Origin of the sequence: Nitrospira sp. (assembly GCA_024998565.1) — a bacterium.
Lineage (GTDB): Bacteria > Nitrospirota > Nitrospiria > Nitrospirales > Nitrospiraceae > Nitrospira_A.
Map to the genome: position 1 here is coordinate 539,208 of JACOEM010000002.1, position 17,655 is coordinate 556,862.

A 17,655-nucleotide genomic window follows, 5' to 3' on the forward strand; every position below is an offset into this window, starting at 1 on the left:
CACGTCGTGAAATCCATTGAGGGAGCGCCAATTATCAAGGATAGGCTTCCGGCGATTCATTGAGGTGTGAGGTGCGAATCAGTGTGGTGAGCGGCATCGTGCTGGGACTGGTGCTCGGAGCGGCCTGCATCGGCTTGTATGCGTGGCGGCACCAAGGCACGTCAGATTTTGTGACCGACCTCATCATGGTGCCGATGCGCGACGGAGTGAAATTGCAAACGGTTGTCTGGCGGCCGATCGGGGAGGGGCGTTATCCGGTGGTCTTGAGCCGTGGATACAATACGACGGGACCAGCCCTCGCTAAACCCTTTGTCGATGCAGGGTATGCCTATGTCGGGCAAGCAACCCGTGGGCATGCAGGCTCGGAAGGGGAGCATGGTGTTGCCGACCGCTTCTTTGCCGACGCACGTGACGGATACGATACGTTGACCTGGGTCAGCGAGCAACCATGGTCCGATGGACAGATTGCCATGTACGGCAAGTCCTACTGGGCTGGGACACAGTGGCTGGTCGCGGTCGAACAGCATCCTAATCTGAAGGCCATTATCCCGCAAGTGATGAATGCCGACGTCTGGCAATGCGGCTACCGGTGTAATGGGGCGTTATCCTTGGCGTTAGCGGCCGGAGGCAGAGCCTATAGCAAAGACAGTATGGCCGAGATTACCGCCCTCGGCTTGCAGAATTTCTTTCGTCATCTCCCGCTCATTACGCTGGACAAGCGGGTCGGTGGTACACGCCTTCGTGGCGCCCATGAACTGTGGGAGCAGTATGTGAGCCATTCCACGTTCGATGAGTATTGGCAAACAATCACCATTCGCGGAGATGGACAAGACGGCAAATATCGAAAGATCAACATTCCCGTCTACCTTATGGGCGGATGGTACGACTACTATGCGGGGGCCGCGTTTACTAGCTATCAACAGCTGAGGAAGGCCGATCCCACGAGGGATGTGCGGATCGTCGTCAATCCCTCGGATCATTTGAATCGCGTGGTGAGCGGCCGGGAGTTCGGGGACCATGCCGGTAAGAACGAAATCGCTCTTGCCACCAGATGGTTGGATTACGTGATGCGTGGGGGCGACAACGGAGTGGGAGCCGAACTTCCGGTCAAAATCTTCGTCATGGGCATCAACGAGTGGAGATATGAGCGAGAGTGGCCCCTGGCGCGGACCCGGTATACAAAGTATTACTTTCATGCCCCGGACGGAACACGTCTTGGGACACTCGACACGCACCTCCCGGGCAACGAGCCACCGTCCCTCTATAAGTATGATCCTGATGACCCGGTTCCGACATTAGGTGGGAACCACTCCGTCATCGATGGCGAGTTGGCGTCGATCATCCGGGCTGGTACGGTGGACCAGCGACCCAATGAAGAGCGATCCGACGTATTGGTTTGGTCCAGTGCGCCCCTCGCGCAACCGATGGAGGTGACCGGGCCGATTGTGGTCAAGTTGTTTGCATCATCCTCGGCACCCGATACCGACTTTGTTGCCAGATTGATCGATGTGTATCCGGATGGGACCGCCTATAATCTGACCGAAGGAATTCTTCGCGCGCGTTTTCACCGCTCCATTTATGGGGAGCCGGAGCTCCTGGTGCCGGGGACCATCTACGAATTTACAGTCACACTGCAACCGACGAGCAATGTCTTCCTGGCAGGGCATCAAATCCGGCTCCATGTCACCAGCAGCAATTTTCCTCTCTGGGACCGAAACCCCAATACCGGGCACCCTCAAGGGATGGATGCCGAGATACAGCCTGCTACGCAACGGATCTATCATGATCGCGAGCATCCTTCGCACCTGGTATTGCCCGTGATTCCCGCCTCAACAGATTCGACCGCTATCCGACTGACTGGTGCAATGGAGGTGGGCTGACCATCATGGCGTTTGAAATGATGAAACGATCAGACTTGTATGAGCGTATTGTTCGACCCCTCGTCTGGGCGCCCATTTTTGCGCACCGCCGGTATCAAGAGATGAAGCGCGCACGGTTGTTCGAGAGGCTGGCCATCGAGGACGGCAAGCTGCTGGCCCATGTTCGCGCTCAAAAGGAGCATGAGTACCTAGGAGAGCGGTCGCCGCTCGTCAGCATCACCACGCCGACATACAATCGAGGGCAATTGGTGGCGGAGAGCACCATGCCGGCCGTCCTAGCTCAGACCTACGCGAATTTTGAATGGTTGATCGTGGGCGACCACTGCACCGACGACACCGTGGAACGCATGGCGGCGGTGAAGGATCCGCGAGTATCTTTTTGCAACCTCCCGACGCGTCCTCAGTATCCGAAGAACAAACGGAAGCGGTGGATGATCGTGGGCACCAAGGCGAACAACCTCGCGCATCAGATGGCCAAGGGCTCATGGATCTCGCACCTCGATGACGACGATGTGTATACACCGGATCACATAGAACAACTGTTGGCATGTGCACTGGCCGGGAATCTTGAGTTTGTATGGGGCCGGTCCCGGGTCGAACTCCGGCCCGGTGAATGGGAGGAACGGGGTGCGGCTTGCAGCGCGGACGGAAAGGCTCCGGGATATGTATCCCATTCCACCGTGTTGTATCGGAAGTACCTCGACCAGGTCTTTCCCTATGATCCGCACACCCCCCTCAAACTCAACATGGGAGGCGACGCATTCCGGTGGAGACGAATGGTCAACGCCGGTGTCCGCGTCGGCTTCGTGGACCGTGTTGTGACATTTATTCCGCTTCGTCCGGGAGAGGCAGTTCGTACCATTTCGCTGCTCGACTGACCGGACTGAAGTCTCGCCAGGATCTTTCCACGCGCTTGCTTCGAGAGACGATTTCGCCGGCGTTCGCCGGTCGGACCAAAAGGACCGCTTCTTGGCAATTATGACTCACCCTTGTCTCATTATCGGTGAAGTGGGGCAAGCCCACGACGGAAGCCTGGGGTTGGCCCATGCCTATATCGACGCGATTGCCAATGCGGGGGCCGACGCGGTCAAGTTCCAGACGCATATTGCGCAAGCAGAGAGCACGCCGGGTGAGCCCTGGCGGGTGAAGTTCAGTCGCCAGGATGCCACGCGCTACGACTATTGGCGACGCATGGAGTTCTCAGAAGAACAATGGCAGGGTCTTCGCGCCCATGCTGCGGATCGTAGGTTGAAGTTCATCAGTTCACCGTTTTCACTGCCTGCCGCTCAGATGTTGCAACGTGTAGGGTTGGATGGGTGGAAGGTCGCATCAGGGGAGATTACCAACCGCCCGCTGCTTGAGTTCATAGTCGCATCCGGCATCCCGATCCTGCTATCGACGGGCATGAGTGCTCTGTCGGAAATCGACGAGGTCGTCGGGTTTTTGCAGACACATCAGGCGCCTACCACCCTGCTTCAATGCACAACGGCGTATCCCTGCCCACCGGAAAAGATCGGCCTGAATCTTATTCCGATGTACCGCGCCCGTTACCGGTGCAACGTCGGACTGTCGGACCATTCGGGGACTATCTATGCCGGCCTGGCAGCAGCAGCAATCGGGATCGAAGCACTCGAAGTCCACGTGACCATGAGTCGAGAGATGCCTGGGCCGGACGTGCCGGCGAGTGTGACCGCCGATGAGCTCCATCGGCTCGTCGAGGGGATCCGGTTCATTGAGAAGATCCGAAATCACCCTGTCGATAAGGATCAATTGTCGGAAGAAATGCGACCGCTTAGGCGCCTCTTTACCAAAAGTGTCGTGGCGATGTCGGACCTTCCTGCGGGAACGATTCTTTCATCCGAACATCTGACCTTCAAGAAACCTGGGACAGGGATTGCCGTCGAACGAGTCGGAGAGATTCTTGGGCGCAAGCTGCGACGGACGGTACCGGCAGATACGTTACTTTCGCAGGATGATTTCGAGCCATGAGCACCCCTGTTCTCGCTGTCACGCCCGGACAGTATCGTATTCTCAACCTCGAGCCGGAAGGGTACTGCGGAGAAGCACGTGCGGTCCTGGGGCGGTTAGGCGAGATCAACGACGGGCCGCTGTGTCGGCGCGAACTGCTGGAGCGTCTCTCAGCCTACGACATTCTGATCGTCCGGCTACGCCACCAGATCGATCGGGAAGTATTCGAAGCGGGAAAAAATCTGAAAGCTATCGTGTCGGCGACAACCGGTCTCGACCATATCGATCTCGAGACGGCAGAGGCACGGAATGTTCCTGTCCTTAGCCTGAAAGGCGAACAGACCTTTCTGAGCAGCATCACCGCTACGGCTGAACACACGTGGGGATTGTTGCTTGCCCTTATGCGACGGATTCCTGAAGCGATCGATTCAGTGCAGGCCGGACAATGGAATCGAGATGCTTTGAAGGGGCGCGATCTGGAGGGAAAACGGCTCGGCATCGTCGGGTTCGGGCGGTTAGGCAGGCAGGTCGCGACCTACGGATCGGCCTTCCGGATGCGTGTCGCCGCATACGACCCCTTCATCGAAACCTGGCAGACGGCGGTTCTGCGTAAACCTTCTTTGCCCGAGTTGCTCGCAGACAGCGATGTTTTGACCATTCATGTCAATCTTCATCCGGGCGCCGTGAATCTAATCGGCCGAGCGGAATTGGCTGCACTTCCCGGAGGCGCTGTGCTGGTGAACACGTCGCGAGGGCAGATCTTAGATGAAGCGGCCCTGCTTGATGCCCTCGTGTCCGGACGGCTCAGAGGCGCGGCGCTCGACGTGCTTGCGGATGAACGCCGTCACGACATCCGTTCGAACAATCCGCTCCTGACCTACGCGAAGCATCACCACAACTTGCTGATTACTCCTCACATCGGAGGAGCGACTCATGAAGCCATGTGTAAAACGGAAGTGTTCATGGCTCATAAATTGACTCAATTCCTCCACAACTTCCCGGCCTAACGGAAACCGGATCGGAGTCATTATGCGGAAAGTGTGTGTCGTCATCACTGCTCGGCCGAGTTATTCCCGGATCAAAACCGTTCTTCAAGCGATCAAGTCTCATCCGGATCTTCAACTCCAGCTCATCGTTGCGGCGTCGGCCCTGCTGGAGCGTTACGGGGAGGTCGTGAACGTCATTCGCGCGGATGGTTTCCAGCCAGACGCAATCGTCTATATGGTGCTGGAAGGCGAGAACCTGATCACGACCGCGAAGTCGACCGGCTTGGGCGTGGTCGAGCTCGCCACGATCTTCGACAATATCCGCCCGGATGTCGTGATCAGCGTCGCGGATCGATTTGAAACGATTGCGACGGCCATTGCGGCATCCTATCTCAACATTCCAGTGGCCCACGTCCAAGGTGGGGAAGTGACGGGATCGATCGATGAGAAAGTCCGGCATGCGGTGACGAAGCTCTCTATCCTGCATTTCGTCGCCAATAGACAGGCAGCGGACCGGGTGATCCGCATGGGAGAAGATCCGGAGAAGGTCTTTATCACCGGCTGTCCTTCGATTGATCTCGCCGAGCGTGTTCAAGGCTCCATGGACAATGGCTTTGATCCTTTCGCGGCCTATGCCGGAGTCGGGAACCGCTTCGACGCGCGCGACGGCTATATGGTGGTCATGCAGCATCCGGTCACCACCGAGTACCGCGATTCGGCATCGCAGATTCACGAGACCATTTCTGCCGTCAGGACGTTGAACCGGCCGACCTTCTGGTTCTGGCCCAATGTTGATGCCGGTTCGGATCAGATCTCGAAAGGCCTGCGCCAATTCCGTGAGGCGGGGGAGACTTCGCAGATCTATTTTTTCAAGAATATGACACCGGAGGATTTCCTCCGGCTGCTCGCCGGCGCCCGTTGTCTGGTGGGGAACTCCAGCGCGGGGATCAGGGAGGCGTCGTATCTCGGTCTTCCGGTGGTCAACATCGGCAATCGTCAGCAGGGGAGAGAACGAGCGAGGAACGTCATCGACGTCGGATATAACGCTGCCGAGATCGTGGAGGCCACCGAGAAACATCTGGCCAATGGCCGGTATCCATCCAGTCCTCTGTATGGCGACGGCAAAGCAGGCGAGCGGATTGCGCAAATCTTGGCCCGGGTCCCGTTGACCGTGGAGAAGAGGATTGCATACTGATGGACAGGACCCAGAAAGTACTAGCGGTGATTCCGGCTCGGGGCGGCTCGAAAGGGGTGCCTCGCAAGAACATTCGTTCCGTCTGCGGGAGGCCGCTGATTACCTATACCATTGAACATGCTCGCGCCGCGCAGCATCTATTTTACCGTATCATCGTGAGCACGGATGATGAGGAGATTGCGACGGTGGCGAGGGAGCATGGGGCGGAGGTGCCATTTCTCAGACCAGCGAATCTGGCTCGCGACGAATCACCTATGATTCCCATGCTCCAACATGCCGTCGATTTCATTGAAAAACAGGATGGGGTCCGTATGGATTGGATTTGTCTTCTCCAGCCGACGGAACCGTTTCGGACGGTCTCAGATATTGAGCAGTGCCTCCGTTTGGGGTTTGCGGGAGGCTGTGATTCCGTCATCACTGTGGTGCGGGTTTTCGCCACACACCCCATTTTGATGAAGCGCATCGAAGATGACGTACTTCTGCCGTTTTGCGTGGAAGAGCGGGAAGGCACCAGACGTCAGGATTACCAGCCGGCGGCGTACATGCGTAACGGATCGATCTATCTGAGCAGGCGAGACGTCTTGATGGAGCAGGGGTCTATTTGGGGACAAACGATTCGTCCCTATGTGATGCCTCTGGAACGATCGGTGAGTATCGATACGGAACTCGATCTCAAGCTGGCCGAACTCATGATGTCGGAACAGATCGCCCTTGAACGGAGTGGAAGCCTCTAACATGTGTGGCATTAGCGGATACGTCAGCTCAGAGCGAGTCACTTCAGATCCCACGATTCAACTCATGACCAGGCCCCTCGCACATCGCGGGCCGGATGGGGAGGGAGTGTGGGCTGAATCGCACGTGGCACTTGGTAACCGGCGGTTGGCCGTGCTCGATCTGTCCCCGCGCGGTCACCAGCCGATGATGAGTCACGATCGGCGTTTCGTCATGACCTACAATGGAGAGGTCTACAACTACCTCGAGTTGAAATCCGATCTTGAGAGGTCGTTTGAAACAGGAACCGATACGGAAGTCGTCCTTGAAGCCTTTGCCCGGTGGGGTCCAGAGAGTTTCAACCGGCTGAACGGAATGTTCGCCTGTGCGATCTGGGACCGCTTCACTGAACGATTGTTATTGGTCAGAGATCGCTTTGGGGTCAAGCCGCTCTACTATGCCGAATTGGATGGTACGCTCTATTTTGCATCAGAGATCAAGTCACTCGCCGCGGCTGGCGTCCCCTTAGAGCCGGATCAGGACACCTGGTTCGCCTACCTGCGCTACGGTGCGTACGACCACAGTTCCGCTACCTTCTTCAAGGGGATCAGGCGGGTCCCTCCCGGCCACTATCTCTCATGGAAAGATGGTCGTATCGAGCTGCATCGCTGGTATGACCTTCCGGAACGGGTGAAGACAGACTGGCCGGACGAACGTTCGGACAGCGTCGTCAGCGAGGAATACCACCAGCTTCTCCAGGACTCCGTGCGTATTCGGTTCCGCTCGGACGTCCCCGTCGGGGTCTGCCTTAGCGGTGGCCTGGATTCCTCGACGTTGGTTGCGCTGTTGAAGGAGCTCTTCGGTTCGGCCCAGGATATCCAGACCTATCACTTCGCTTGTGGTGATGCAGCCTATGATGAAACGCCGTGGGTTAAGCAATTACTCGCGGAAACCCGCTATCCGCTCAACATAGCTTATCTCGCTGCGGCTGAGATCCCAGGCCTCGCCGAGGAAGCGATCCTTTCCCAAGAGGAGCCCTTCGGAGGATTCCCGACCTTGGCAATGATTAAGCTCTTCAAGCTGGCCAAGAGCTCCGGAACAACGGTGTTGTTGGACGGGCAGGGTCTCGACGAGCAGTGGGCCGGGTATAGTTACTACGCACAGGGCGCAGAGAGTGCGTTATCAGGATCCATGCCCGTCCAGGGCTCTCTCAATGGGTCGACGCGTCATGGGTGTCTCTCAGATGCCTTCACCTCGCTTCGGCCTCGGCCGGTCTATCCGGAACCCTTTCAAGACCGGCTGTCGAACCTTCGCTATCGCGATCTCCGGTATACGAAGCTTCCACGCGCGTTGCGTTTTAACGATCGAGCCTCCTCACAAGCGTCCTGCGAGTTGCGGGAGCCGTTTTTGGATTACCGGTTGGTTGAACTGGCATTCAAACAACCGGACCATCGCCTCATCCGCCACGACCAACACAAATATCTCCTGCGGAAAATCGTTCGCCCACTCCTGCCGAAAGATTTTACTGAGGCTCCGAAACGGCCGGTGCAGACACCACAGCGCGAATGGCTGCGAGGACCTCTCCGGGACTGGGTGGAGAGTTGTCTGGCGCATGCAAGCATCACCCAGAGCGGGTGGTTTGACACCGACCGTCTGCATGAGTCATGGGAGCAATACCTCCGAGGCGAGAGCGACAACTCTTTCTACGTGTGGCAGTGGATCAGTGTCGCGCTCAATCACCATCTTATTGAATCGATGAAAGCCGCTCACAAGACTTAGGTCGATTCGGATCGCCCCTGTTGCTTGCTTCATCCTCGTGCTGTTTGGCGACACCCCTGAAACAGTTGTGATCAACGTGAGACCGATCAGATGAAGACACAGAGAACCGCCGTCATTCTTGCAGGATCTGAAGGACTCGGTCTCGCTGCTGCGCAATGCCTCGGAGAGGAAGGACATCGCGTTGTCATCTTTTCGCGCTCCAAGGAGAAGCTCGAGGCTGCGCGGACTTTCTTCATCAAACGCGGTCACGACGCACTCATCTTTCCAGGAGATCTGACCTCACCTGACGATCTCGAACGGCTGTTCAGCTTTGTAGAAGAGCGCTTCGGCGGCACCGATATCCTGGTCAACAATACGGGTGGCCCCAAACCTGGGAATATCCTCGATCTGCCCGACGACGCCTGGCATACGGCATTCGAAGAGCAGGCCATCTCCCTGATGAGAGCGATCCGGCGCGTCGTACCGGGAATGCGTGCGCGCCGATGGGGACGTATCATCACCATCGCGTCGCTGTCTGTGAAAGCTCCGATCGAAGGGCTCGATCTTTCTAACTTCATGCGCGGTGGCCTGGCTGCAGTGCACCGCACACTTGCCCGCACGCTTGCTCCGCATGACGTCAACGTCCACATGGTGTTGCCAGGCTCCATTATGACTGCCCGATCACGCTCGTTGATTCAAAAACGGGCGGATAACCTTAAGATCTCGTTCGACGAGGCACTTTCCACCTCAATCGGGCGCATCCCGAAAGGGCGCCTGGGAACGCCGGAAGATGTCGGCCACGTGGTCGCCTTCCTCGCGTCGGAACGGGCCGGCTATCTCACCGGAAATTTCATCCGGGTAGATGGTGGCATGTATGCGGGGCTTGACTGATGCTGACCCCTCCGTTCACCACCCTCATCAAGCATCTCGCTGCGGGTTATGCTTCGCTCGGGCGTCCGGTCAAGCTCGCCCCGCTCACCTTTGAGTTTCAAGTCAGCAATAATCTGTTCGAATATTCGACGACCGGCGGGCGGTTCCTGTTAAAAGTGATGGCTCATCCCCAGGCTCTCTATGGAGAGCAGGATGTTGCCGAGCGGCTCGAGGTCGTGGGACAGGCAGTGTGTGAGCTCCATCGTGCAGGCCTCCCAGTTGAAGAGATCGTTCGGGGTGACGATGGCCGTTTCGTTCATCGTTACCAAGGGCATATCCTGCGGCTCTATGTGTTCAACAGCGGCAGGACATACACCGACCCCGATCTGGACAACCGACGCAGTGCCCGTTCTCTGCGCAGGCTTCATACCGAAGGACTCTTGTGCCTCAGCGATGCCACGCGGAAGGCCATGACAGGATTTGAAAAGGCCTATCCGATCCGCATCACTGCGAGCGAGCTTCCCACGCTGCATAGGTTTCTCAAGGACCAGGCCGGCTCACGCCAGAGTTATGCGGAAATCCTGGAGCAGTGGGACACTGTCGAGTGGGCTGTGGAACGAACGCTCAGCCATCGTCCCGTTTCGCCGGACCGCGAGTGCCTGGCCCATACCGATTTCCACCCTCGGAATGCGTTATTCAGTCAAGGCCAAGACCAAGCGACGATGATCGATCTCGACAACATGATTATAGACCGGCGGCTGCCATGTCTGGGGTTTAGCATTTTGCGGTTTGCTTTTTTACAGCGCGAGCGGACGCTCGAGGCCTTGCAGGAGTCGATCGCACTATTTGCGGCGGATGAGCACCGGAAGCCGGAATTTCTCGATGGGTTGCACCATGCAATGATTGGCATCGAGATCGAGAAGGTGTTGCGGATCCTTCATCGCGTGAGAACGACCGGGCATTATACCGGGTTCATCGGCAACATCTGCCCGCTCCATCTGGCCAACATCAAATTCCTCAATACGAGTGTCGTTTGTGCGTGAGGACCGGATCGCTCGAATCAATTGGGAGGGAAAGGTCTGGTACGCCAGACCCGAGGGAACCGATCTAGTACTCTTGTCCGGATCTCCGCTCGATGGGTTGATTGCAACGAACAGGCGTGTCGCGATCACGGAGGTCGGGTTCCTGCCGCCTGTTCCAGCGACGAAACTGATCGGGATCGGCGCCAATTTCCCCGGCGAGGAGCCGCTGGGCCCTGATCCATACCCCTCGTTTTTTATTAAACCGCCGTCATCGTTCACGGGGCATGAGATGACCGTCGAGCTGCCCCGTATCTTTCGATCAGTTCTGGCGGAAGGCGAGCTTGGTGTGGTCCTGCGGCGGCGATGTCGGGAGCTGACCCCAGACGAGGTGCCTGCGGCTATCCTGGGATGGACAGTAGTCAATGACCTCTCAGGTCGCGACAGCATCCTCCGCGTAGTTCCGCCTGCGGCGAAGAAGTCTGCGGATGGGTTCGCACCGATCGGGCCGTACCTGAATCTCGACTCGACGATCCGTCCCTTCACTCTTACCACCCGGCGGAATGGAGCGGTCGTCCAGCAGGGTACGACCGCAGCCATGAGATTCGACGTGGTGCAGTGCCTGGTCTATCTATCCAGCGTCATGACGCTGGAACCCTACGACATTGTTGCTCTTGGCACCCCGCCGCCCAAGCCGGCATTAGTCCCGGGTGACGAGGTTGCCGTCGAGATTGAAGGAATCGGACGGCTGGTGAACCGTATCGCAGCTCGCGGAGCATGTGCTCATTTCACGGGAAAGACCGTGTGAAGGGGAGACGATGAAAGTACTGTTCGCAGGACTCGGTTCAATCGGTCAACGGCATGTCCGAAATCTTCGCACGTTGCTGGGAGATCAAGTTGAAATCCTCGCGTATCGCGCCAACGGCGATAGTCCTGTACTCAACGCCGATATGACTGTGAAGCAAGGAGCGGTGCCGGAGACGACGTATAACATTCGATCGTTTTCGAATCTCGATGACGCGCTGGGAGAGAAACCTGACGCGGTGTTTGTGACGAATCCCAACAGCTTGCACCTTCCCGTCGCCTTAGCGGCAGCCAAGGCAGGATGTCACCTGTTTATCGAGAAGCCGCTGGCCGATTCTCTCGACGGGGTCGAGGAACTGATCGACATGGTCGAGCGCAAGAACCTGGTGGCCTTTGTCGCCTATCAATTTCGCTTCCATCCCGGATTGCGTTGGATCAAGAATCTGCTCCAGGAACAACGCCTCGGACGACTGGTCGCCGCCCACATTGTCAACGGGGAGTATCTTCCGGATTGGCATCCCTATGAGGACTACCGGCAAGGTCACGCGGCGAGGAGGGCGCTCGGGGGAGGGGCGCTCCGCATTCAAACACATGAGTTTGACTATGCCCTGTGGTTGTTCGGCATGCCGCGCCGGGTGTATGCCGTGGGCGGACATCTCAGCGGGCTTGAGATCGACGTGGAAGATTCCGTCGATGTCCTGCTGTCTTGTGAAGATCGCGGGGGACTGCTTCCGGTTCACATTCATCTGGACTATGTGCAGCGGCCACCGCAACGGATCTGTGAGGTGATCGGAGATGCCGGGAAGGTACAGTACGATTTCTATAGCAATCAGGTAGTCATGCATGACTTGCAGGCGCGAACGACTCAGCAGGTTCACTTCAACGGGTTCGAACGCAATCAGATGTTTCTGGACGAATTACGCCACTTTGTCGATTGCCTGCGCGGTGAGACACAGCCGATCGTGGATTTGCGCGAATCGGTTCGAAGTCTCCGCTTTTCTCTTCTGGCCGACGAGTCACTCCGCACGGGAAGTGTGGTGACTTGTGCGTCAGATCAACAGACGTCGCTTCTCACAAGCCATGGAATCACTCTCACGAGGAATGGGGGCTGAGAGGCCCTCCGTTTCAGCGTCCCCGGATATCGAGGAAGGACTCGCCAACATGATGCCCACGATGGTGCAACAGGAAACCGCGCTCTGCTGTCCGATATGCCTGGGCAAGGAAACAGCGGCGATTCGGCCCTATCGGTCGGGGCTTACACCATCACTGGGCCCATTTGCCGACCTCTCCATTCGCTCCTGCGGACAATGCAGCGCCGCCTTTGCCTGCCCTCTGCCGGAAGAGAATGAACTTGAAGCGTTCTATGCCGAAAGTTATCGGGTGGAACGAGGGCAACGCTCCATGCCTCGTCCTGATGCTTGGGACGGAGGTTCGGTAAGGGCACGCGCACAAGCCGCATTTGTCTTGGAGCAGTTGGGATCAGGAGGAAGTTGGCTCGACATCGGGGCCGGCTATGGACTACTGCTCGACGAGGCCCGGCGGCGGCACGTCGCCAGAACGGGAGCGATCGAACCAGACCTGTACTGTGGCCGGCAGATACAGGAGTCGGGGCACCATCTGTACGTGAGTCTCTCGGAGGTACGGTCTTCCTGGGACGTCGTGAGCTGCTCCCATGTCCTGGAACATCTGAGGAACCCCCGCGAATTTCTGCGGACCGTTCGTGGACTTCTCTCCAAGCAGGGAATCGTATTTTGCGAAGTGCCGAATGAGACGCGCTTGTCGGAATCGCCGCAGGACCTCCCGCATTTGCACTTCTTTACGCAGGTCTCGCTGATGCGACTATTTCAGGACAGCGGCATGACCATCCTGGCCCTGTCCAGTTGCGGGCCGATGGCTCCCGAATCAGGATGGCGTAAGACCATGAGAGAAGGCGCTCGGCGCGCCTCACAGAGACTGTTCAGGCAGCCTCCCTCTTGGATTGATCGCCTCGTGCACCCACACTTTCATTACCATGAAGACCGGTCAGCAGGCGCCTGGCTTCGCCTGCTGGCGAGAAAGGCCTGATGGATCGGACGATACTGGCGCTTATTCCGGCTCGAGGCGGATCAAAGGGCGTGCCTCGCAAGAACATCCTCCCACTCGCGGGAAAGCCGCTGATCGCCTATTCGATCCTCCAGGCGTTGGCCTCGAAATGGATCAATAGGGTCGTCGTCTCGACGGACGACGAGGAAATCGCCCAGGTCGCGAGGGAGTGGGGAGCGGAAGTGCCGTTCATGCGCCCGGCGTGGTGCGCCGAAGACGCGTCGCCGGATATCGACGTGTTTCACCACGCATTGACCTGGTTGGCAGAGCAGGAAGGTTATCGGCCGGAGCTGGTAGTCCATCTTCGTCCACCTGGGCCCGTGCGACGTGTCGAACATATCGACCAGGCGATTGAACTGCTCCTGGCCCATCCCGAGGCGGACGCGGTGCGTTCGGTCAGTGTCGCCCGTCAAACACCGTACAAAATGTGGCATGTCACCGGGTCAGGCCATCTGCAGCCGCTGCTCCAGCTTCAGGACCTGCCGGACTGTCAATCGCTGCCGCGTCAGCGCCTGCCGATCGTGTATTGGCAAAATGGTTATGTTGACGTCATTCGGCCCCGCGCCATACTGGATAAGCAATCGATGTGGGGGACTTGCGCGCTGCCCTATGTCCACAACGAGGAATTGCTCGAAGTCGATTACCCGGAGGACATCCCCGCGGTTGAACAGGCTCTCCGTCGGATGCAATACGGTGACGAGCGTACCATCGCACAAGGAATGCGTCACCCAGTCTGACGTACGTCACGTCCGCGACTCTGTATCCGCCGCTCTGCACGATTCGTTTCTTTGGCCGCCCATTCTCTCTCATCACGATGAGCGTCACCAGATTGATGAGCCTCCTCGCCTACTACGGCTTCGCGAGGCATTTGCCGGCATCGGACAATCACTACGGCAGGTGGGCACGGGTCCTCCGCCGGGCGACTTGCCGCGGGTTGTTCACACATATGGGACGTGGCGTCAACGTGGAACAGAAGGCTTTCTTCGGCGATGGACGCAATATCCGTATCGGAGATTATTCCGGCCTCGGCATCAACTGCCGACTGTATGGTCCGGTCTCCCTGGGGAAGCATGTCATGATGGGACCGGATGTCATCATCATCACCTCGAATCACAAGTCCGACAGGCTTGACATCCCGATGACGGAGCAGGGAGGCACAGGCCCTGATCCCGTCGTCATCGGTGATGACGTGTGGATCGGAACGCGGGTTATCATTTTGCCCGGCGTCACAATCGGCCACGGAGCCGTGCTCGCCGCGGGAGCGGTTGTCACGAAAGACGTCCGACCCTATGCCATCGTCGGCGGCAATCCAGCAAAACTTATTCGTTATCGCGACGCCGGTCACAGACCTGCGCACACTGACTGCTCTTCGGACGAAGACATTCACGCAGGCAGGTAAGTCGAGGGCGGAGCCTCTGCACTGCTCCTCGTTCCGGTTTGTCCCCCCTCGACGCACGGCTTCGACCATCGGTCGAGCGCGACCCCCGTGGGGGATCAGTCATTTTTCCTGTCACCACCAGTCCGCACATGTATTCTCAACAAAGGAGGGGTCCGATGAGCCGCACAGTCCAGATAGGCAAGTTTTCCGTCGGAGAAGGGCAGCCGTGTTTCATGGTTGCTGAGATCGGGATTAATCACAATGGGAACGTCGAGATCGCTAAGAAGCTCATCGACACAGCGGCACTCGCCGGCTGCGACGCCGTCAAGTTCCAAAAGCGGACGCTTGAGATCGTCTATACGCCTGAGGAACTGAGTAAACCTCGCGAAAATCCTTTTGGGAAGACCAACGGTGATCTCAAACGCGGGTTGGAATTCGGACGCGAACAGTACGGAGAAATCGATCGCTACTGCAGAGAGAAAGATATTCTCTGGTATGGGTCCTGTTGGGATGAACCCTCCGTCGACTTCATGGAGCAGTTCAATCCGCCCTGCTATAAGATCGCTTCAGCAAGTCTGACCGACGACAATCTATTACGACATCACCGGAGTTGCGGCAGGCCGCTCATTATCTCGACTGGAATGAGCACCATCGAGCAGATCGACCATGCGGTGGATGTGTTGGGGACCAATGATCTCATTATTCTTCATTGCACGAGCACCTACCCTTCGTCGGTGGAAGAATTGAATCTGGCCGCCCTGCAGACGTTGCGCGAGCGTTACGACGTCCCGATCGGTTACTCCGGTCACGAAGTCGGATTGGCCACGTCGGTTGCCGCGGCGGCGCTGGGAGCCTGCATGATCGAGCGCCATATTACGCTGGACCGGGCGATGTGGGGAAGTGATCAAGCGGCTTCGATTGAGCCACAAGGCGTGTGGCGTTTGGTCAAGGATGTTCGGGCCATCCAGAAAGCCATGGGCGACGGCAAGAAGTGCCTCTACCCGAGCGAGGTGCCGGTGATGAACAAGTTGCGTCGAGTGGGCCTCTGATCCGTCTCGGCCTTAGGGAGAAGACATCCGATGATATCAGGCAATCTCGTGGATGCCAGCGTCCGCGCTCGGTTCGACCTCTCCGGCCGAGTCGCGGTCATCACCGGAGGCGGAGGCCTCTTGGGTGCGCAACATGCGGACGCGATCGCGGAGATGGGAGGGACTCCGGTCCTGCTCGATATCGACACGCGCCATGCGCAGGAAACTGCTGAGCGCGTGTCGAAGAAATACGGAGTTCCGGCCGTCGCACTCTCGGCTGATATCACGCAAGCGGAGTCGATCCTTGGAACCGTCCGGCAGGTGACCGAACGGTTCGGGCAGATCGATATTCTGATCAATAATGCCGCCCGTAATCCGAAGCAGGAACAACTCAACGGCGCGAATGAGGGTAGTTCCAGACTCGAAGGATTTTCGGTGACGAGCTGGAATGAAGACCTTGCCGTGGGTCTCACGGGCGCATTCCTTTGTAGTCAGTTGATCGGCCAGGAAATGGCTAAGCGCGGCAGGGGTGTGATTCTGAATATCGCGTCCGATCTTGGAGTCATCGCCCCTGATCAGCGTATCTATCGACGCGCGGATCTGCCGGATCATCAACAACCGGTAAAGCCCGTCAGCTATTCTGTCGTCAAACACGGGTTGATCGGATTGACCCGATACCTCGCCACCTATTGGGCGGAACAAGGGGTGCGGGTCAATGCACTCTCCCCGGGAGGTGTTTACACCGGGCAGGATGAGGCATTTGTGGCCCGTCTGACTCACCTAATTCCCCTAGGACGGATGGCCAGACAGGATGAATATAAGGCGGCGGTCGTTTTTCTCGTGTCGGACGCTTCGTCCTATATGACGGGTACGAATATGATCATGGATGGAGGACGTACTGTATGGTAACCACAATTCGGATGCTGGCATTGGACATCGATGGGGTGCTGACGGATGGCACAGCGTCCCTATCCGAGTCGGGTGATGAAGACAAACGGTATTGCTTTCAGGATCTTGACGCGGTGACACAAGCCAAACGCGCCGGTCTGACGGTCGCCCTCGTGACGGGCGAAGACACGCCCTCTGTCGATCGATTGGCGCGTCGTTTCAATTGCGATCTAGTGAGGCGGGGAGTGAAGGAGAAACTGCTCGCGCTGGAGGGGCTCGCGCGCGAATTGAACCTCCGGCTTGATGAGTTCTGCTATGTTGGCGACGGGGACCGGGATGCTTCGGCGCTACGGCATGTCGGCTTGGGCCTCGCCCCCCTGAATGCAACACGTTCGGCCAAAGCCGCCGCGCACCGCATTCTCTCCAAGCCGGGTGGAGCGGGGGCCGTCGCGGAAGCACTCGGCCTGATACGCCAGATTCACATGTTCGAGGAAAGCGCGAGTATTCTGGAAAAGGACATGTACGCGATCGCAAAAAATAGCCTCGAAGCACATCAGCGTCTCATCGAGTTGTCCTTGCCGACGCTCGTCAAAATCATGCAGGCCTTCGTCAGGACCATCCGCACCGGCAATAAGATTCTTCTGTTCGGCAACGGCGGCAGCGCCGCGGATGCCCAGCATGTGGCCGGTGAATTGGTCGGCCGTTTCTTGCGTGAAAGCGAGCCATGGCCGGTCATCGCCCTCACCACGGATACCTCGATTCTCACCGCGGTCGGCAACGATTGGGAGTTCGCCGATGTGTTTGCCAGGCAGGTCCGCGCCTTGGCCAAACCAGGGGATCTCGTGGCGGGCATCAGCACAAGCGGCCGATCGGCCAACGTCATACGCGGCCTGCAGGCGGCGCGGGCGAAGGGAGCCGCAACGATCGGATTTACCGGCGCCGGCGGGGGAAGCCTTGCGGAGCATGCCGATCTTTGTTTCCGGGCGCCGGCAGATTCGACGCCGCGTATACAAGAATTGCATCTGCTCGCCTGGCATACGATCTGCGAGTTGGTTGAGCGAGAACTCCTGCGAACGACCGAAGCTTAA

General features: G+C 57.9%; 17 protein-coding genes. All 17 read left to right on the forward strand.

All coding sequences use genetic code 11. From position 1 onward, the window contains the following. Positions 1-71: 71 nt before the first annotated feature. The 17 genes from H8K11_06170 to H8K11_06250 all read left to right on the forward strand — a co-directional run bounded on the left by H8K11_06170 (position 72) and on the right by H8K11_06250 (position 17,655). Positions 72-1,880, forward strand: a complete 1,809-nt coding sequence (locus H8K11_06170) for a CocE/NonD family hydrolase (protein ID MCS6263327.1) — start codon at positions 72-74, stop codon at positions 1,878-1,880. Between the two features lie 17 nt (positions 1,881-1,897). Beyond that, on the forward strand, positions 1,898-2,758 hold the full coding sequence (locus H8K11_06175) for a glycosyltransferase family 2 protein (GenBank protein ID MCS6263328.1): 861 nt from the start codon (positions 1,898-1,900) through the stop codon (positions 2,756-2,758). A gap of 100 nt (positions 2,759-2,858) precedes the next feature. Continuing rightward, positions 2,859-3,869, forward strand: coding sequence for an N-acetylneuraminate synthase family protein (locus H8K11_06180; protein MCS6263329.1), 1,011 nt, complete (start codon positions 2,859-2,861; stop codon positions 3,867-3,869). Continuing rightward, complete coding sequence (locus H8K11_06185; protein MCS6263330.1) at positions 3,866-4,855, forward strand: hydroxyacid dehydrogenase; 990 nt, start codon at positions 3,866-3,868, stop codon at positions 4,853-4,855. The genes H8K11_06180 and H8K11_06185 overlap by 4 nt, the downstream gene beginning before the upstream one ends. Before the next feature lie 22 nt (positions 4,856-4,877). Further along, entirely contained in the window at positions 4,878-6,029 is a 1,152-nt protein-coding gene (neuC, locus tag H8K11_06190; protein ID MCS6263331.1) for a UDP-N-acetylglucosamine 2-epimerase (hydrolyzing), read from the forward strand. Continuing rightward, positions 6,029-6,763, forward strand: coding sequence for an acylneuraminate cytidylyltransferase family protein (locus tag H8K11_06195; protein MCS6263332.1), 735 nt, complete (start codon positions 6,029-6,031; stop codon positions 6,761-6,763). Before neuC ends, H8K11_06195 begins: the two co-directional genes overlap by 1 nt. Position 6,764: 1 nt before the next feature. Next, positions 6,765-8,519: an asparagine synthase (glutamine-hydrolyzing) gene (gene asnB / locus H8K11_06200; GenBank protein MCS6263333.1), complete on the forward strand. Its 1,755-nt coding sequence runs from the start codon at positions 6,765-6,767 to the stop codon at positions 8,517-8,519. Positions 8,520-8,609: 90 nt separating this feature from the next. Next, positions 8,610-9,389, forward strand: coding sequence for an SDR family oxidoreductase (locus H8K11_06205; protein ID MCS6263334.1), 780 nt, complete (start codon positions 8,610-8,612; stop codon positions 9,387-9,389). After that, positions 9,389-10,411, forward strand: a complete 1,023-nt coding sequence (locus H8K11_06210) for a phosphotransferase (GenBank protein MCS6263335.1) — start codon at positions 9,389-9,391, stop codon at positions 10,409-10,411. The genes H8K11_06205 and H8K11_06210 overlap by 1 nt, the downstream gene beginning before the upstream one ends. After that, positions 10,404-11,195 carry a fumarylacetoacetate hydrolase family protein gene (locus tag H8K11_06215; protein ID MCS6263336.1) on the forward strand — a complete coding sequence of 264 codons (792 nt, stop codon included), beginning with the start codon at positions 10,404-10,406 and terminating at the stop codon, positions 11,193-11,195. The genes H8K11_06210 and H8K11_06215 overlap by 8 nt, the downstream gene beginning before the upstream one ends. 10 nt (positions 11,196-11,205) lie before the next feature. Continuing rightward, positions 11,206-12,303, forward strand: a complete 1,098-nt coding sequence (locus H8K11_06220) for a Gfo/Idh/MocA family oxidoreductase (GenBank protein ID MCS6263337.1) — start codon at positions 11,206-11,208, stop codon at positions 12,301-12,303. 49 nt (positions 12,304-12,352) lie between these two features. After that, positions 12,353-13,255, forward strand: a complete 903-nt coding sequence (locus tag H8K11_06225; GenBank protein MCS6263338.1) for a class I SAM-dependent methyltransferase — start codon at positions 12,353-12,355, stop codon at positions 13,253-13,255. Continuing rightward, the gene (locus H8K11_06230; GenBank protein MCS6263339.1) at positions 13,255-14,010 is read left to right on the forward strand and encodes an acylneuraminate cytidylyltransferase family protein; all 756 of its coding nucleotides are present in this window, start codon (positions 13,255-13,257) and stop codon (positions 14,008-14,010) included. The genes H8K11_06225 and H8K11_06230 overlap by 1 nt, the downstream gene beginning before the upstream one ends. A 77-nt stretch (positions 14,011-14,087) precedes the next feature. Continuing rightward, a complete protein-coding gene (locus H8K11_06235) occupies positions 14,088-14,672 on the forward strand; it encodes a CatB-related O-acetyltransferase (GenBank protein ID MCS6263340.1) in 585 nt (194 codons plus the stop codon). Positions 14,673-14,827: 155 nt separating this feature from the next. Further along, entirely contained in the window at positions 14,828-15,700 is an 873-nt protein-coding gene (locus H8K11_06240; protein ID MCS6263341.1) for an N-acetylneuraminate synthase family protein, read from the forward strand. A 30-nt stretch (positions 15,701-15,730) separates the two neighbouring features. Then, positions 15,731-16,588 (forward strand): SDR family oxidoreductase, encoded by an 858-nt coding sequence (locus H8K11_06245; GenBank protein MCS6263342.1) that lies wholly within the window; start codon positions 15,731-15,733, stop codon positions 16,586-16,588. Next, on the forward strand, positions 16,582-17,655 hold the full coding sequence (locus tag H8K11_06250) for an SIS domain-containing protein (GenBank protein MCS6263343.1): 1,074 nt from the start codon (positions 16,582-16,584) through the stop codon (positions 17,653-17,655). The genes H8K11_06245 and H8K11_06250 overlap by 7 nt, the downstream gene beginning before the upstream one ends.

Excerpts from the sequence above, each read along its gene's own strand:
- H8K11_06175 (MCS6263328.1), top strand. The coding sequence starts at position 1,898 with ATGATGAAACGATCAGACTTGTATGAGCGTATTGTTCGACCCCTCGTC.
- H8K11_06180 (MCS6263329.1), top strand. The coding sequence starts at position 2,859 with ATGACTCACCCTTGTCTCATTATCGGTGAAGTGGGGCAAGCCCACGAC.
- H8K11_06185 (MCS6263330.1), top strand. The coding sequence starts at position 3,866 with ATGAGCACCCCTGTTCTCGCTGTCACGCCCGGACAGTATCGTATTCTC.
- neuC (MCS6263331.1), top strand. The coding sequence starts at position 4,878 with ATGCGGAAAGTGTGTGTCGTCATCACTGCTCGGCCGAGTTATTCCCGG.
- H8K11_06195 (MCS6263332.1), top strand. The coding sequence starts at position 6,029 with ATGGACAGGACCCAGAAAGTACTAGCGGTGATTCCGGCTCGGGGCGGC.
- asnB (MCS6263333.1), top strand. The coding sequence starts at position 6,765 with ATGTGTGGCATTAGCGGATACGTCAGCTCAGAGCGAGTCACTTCAGAT.
- H8K11_06205 (MCS6263334.1), top strand. The coding sequence starts at position 8,610 with ATGAAGACACAGAGAACCGCCGTCATTCTTGCAGGATCTGAAGGACTC.
- H8K11_06210 (MCS6263335.1), top strand. The coding sequence starts at position 9,389 with ATGCTGACCCCTCCGTTCACCACCCTCATCAAGCATCTCGCTGCGGGT.
- H8K11_06220 (MCS6263337.1), top strand. The coding sequence starts at position 11,206 with ATGAAAGTACTGTTCGCAGGACTCGGTTCAATCGGTCAACGGCATGTC.
- H8K11_06225 (MCS6263338.1), top strand. The coding sequence starts at position 12,353 with ATGATGCCCACGATGGTGCAACAGGAAACCGCGCTCTGCTGTCCGATA.
- H8K11_06230 (MCS6263339.1), top strand. The coding sequence starts at position 13,255 with ATGGATCGGACGATACTGGCGCTTATTCCGGCTCGAGGCGGATCAAAG.
- H8K11_06235 (MCS6263340.1), top strand. The coding sequence starts at position 14,088 with ATGAGCGTCACCAGATTGATGAGCCTCCTCGCCTACTACGGCTTCGCG.
- H8K11_06240 (MCS6263341.1), top strand. The coding sequence starts at position 14,828 with ATGAGCCGCACAGTCCAGATAGGCAAGTTTTCCGTCGGAGAAGGGCAG.
- H8K11_06245 (MCS6263342.1), top strand. The coding sequence starts at position 15,731 with ATGATATCAGGCAATCTCGTGGATGCCAGCGTCCGCGCTCGGTTCGAC.
- H8K11_06250 (MCS6263343.1), top strand. The coding sequence starts at position 16,582 with ATGGTAACCACAATTCGGATGCTGGCATTGGACATCGATGGGGTGCTG.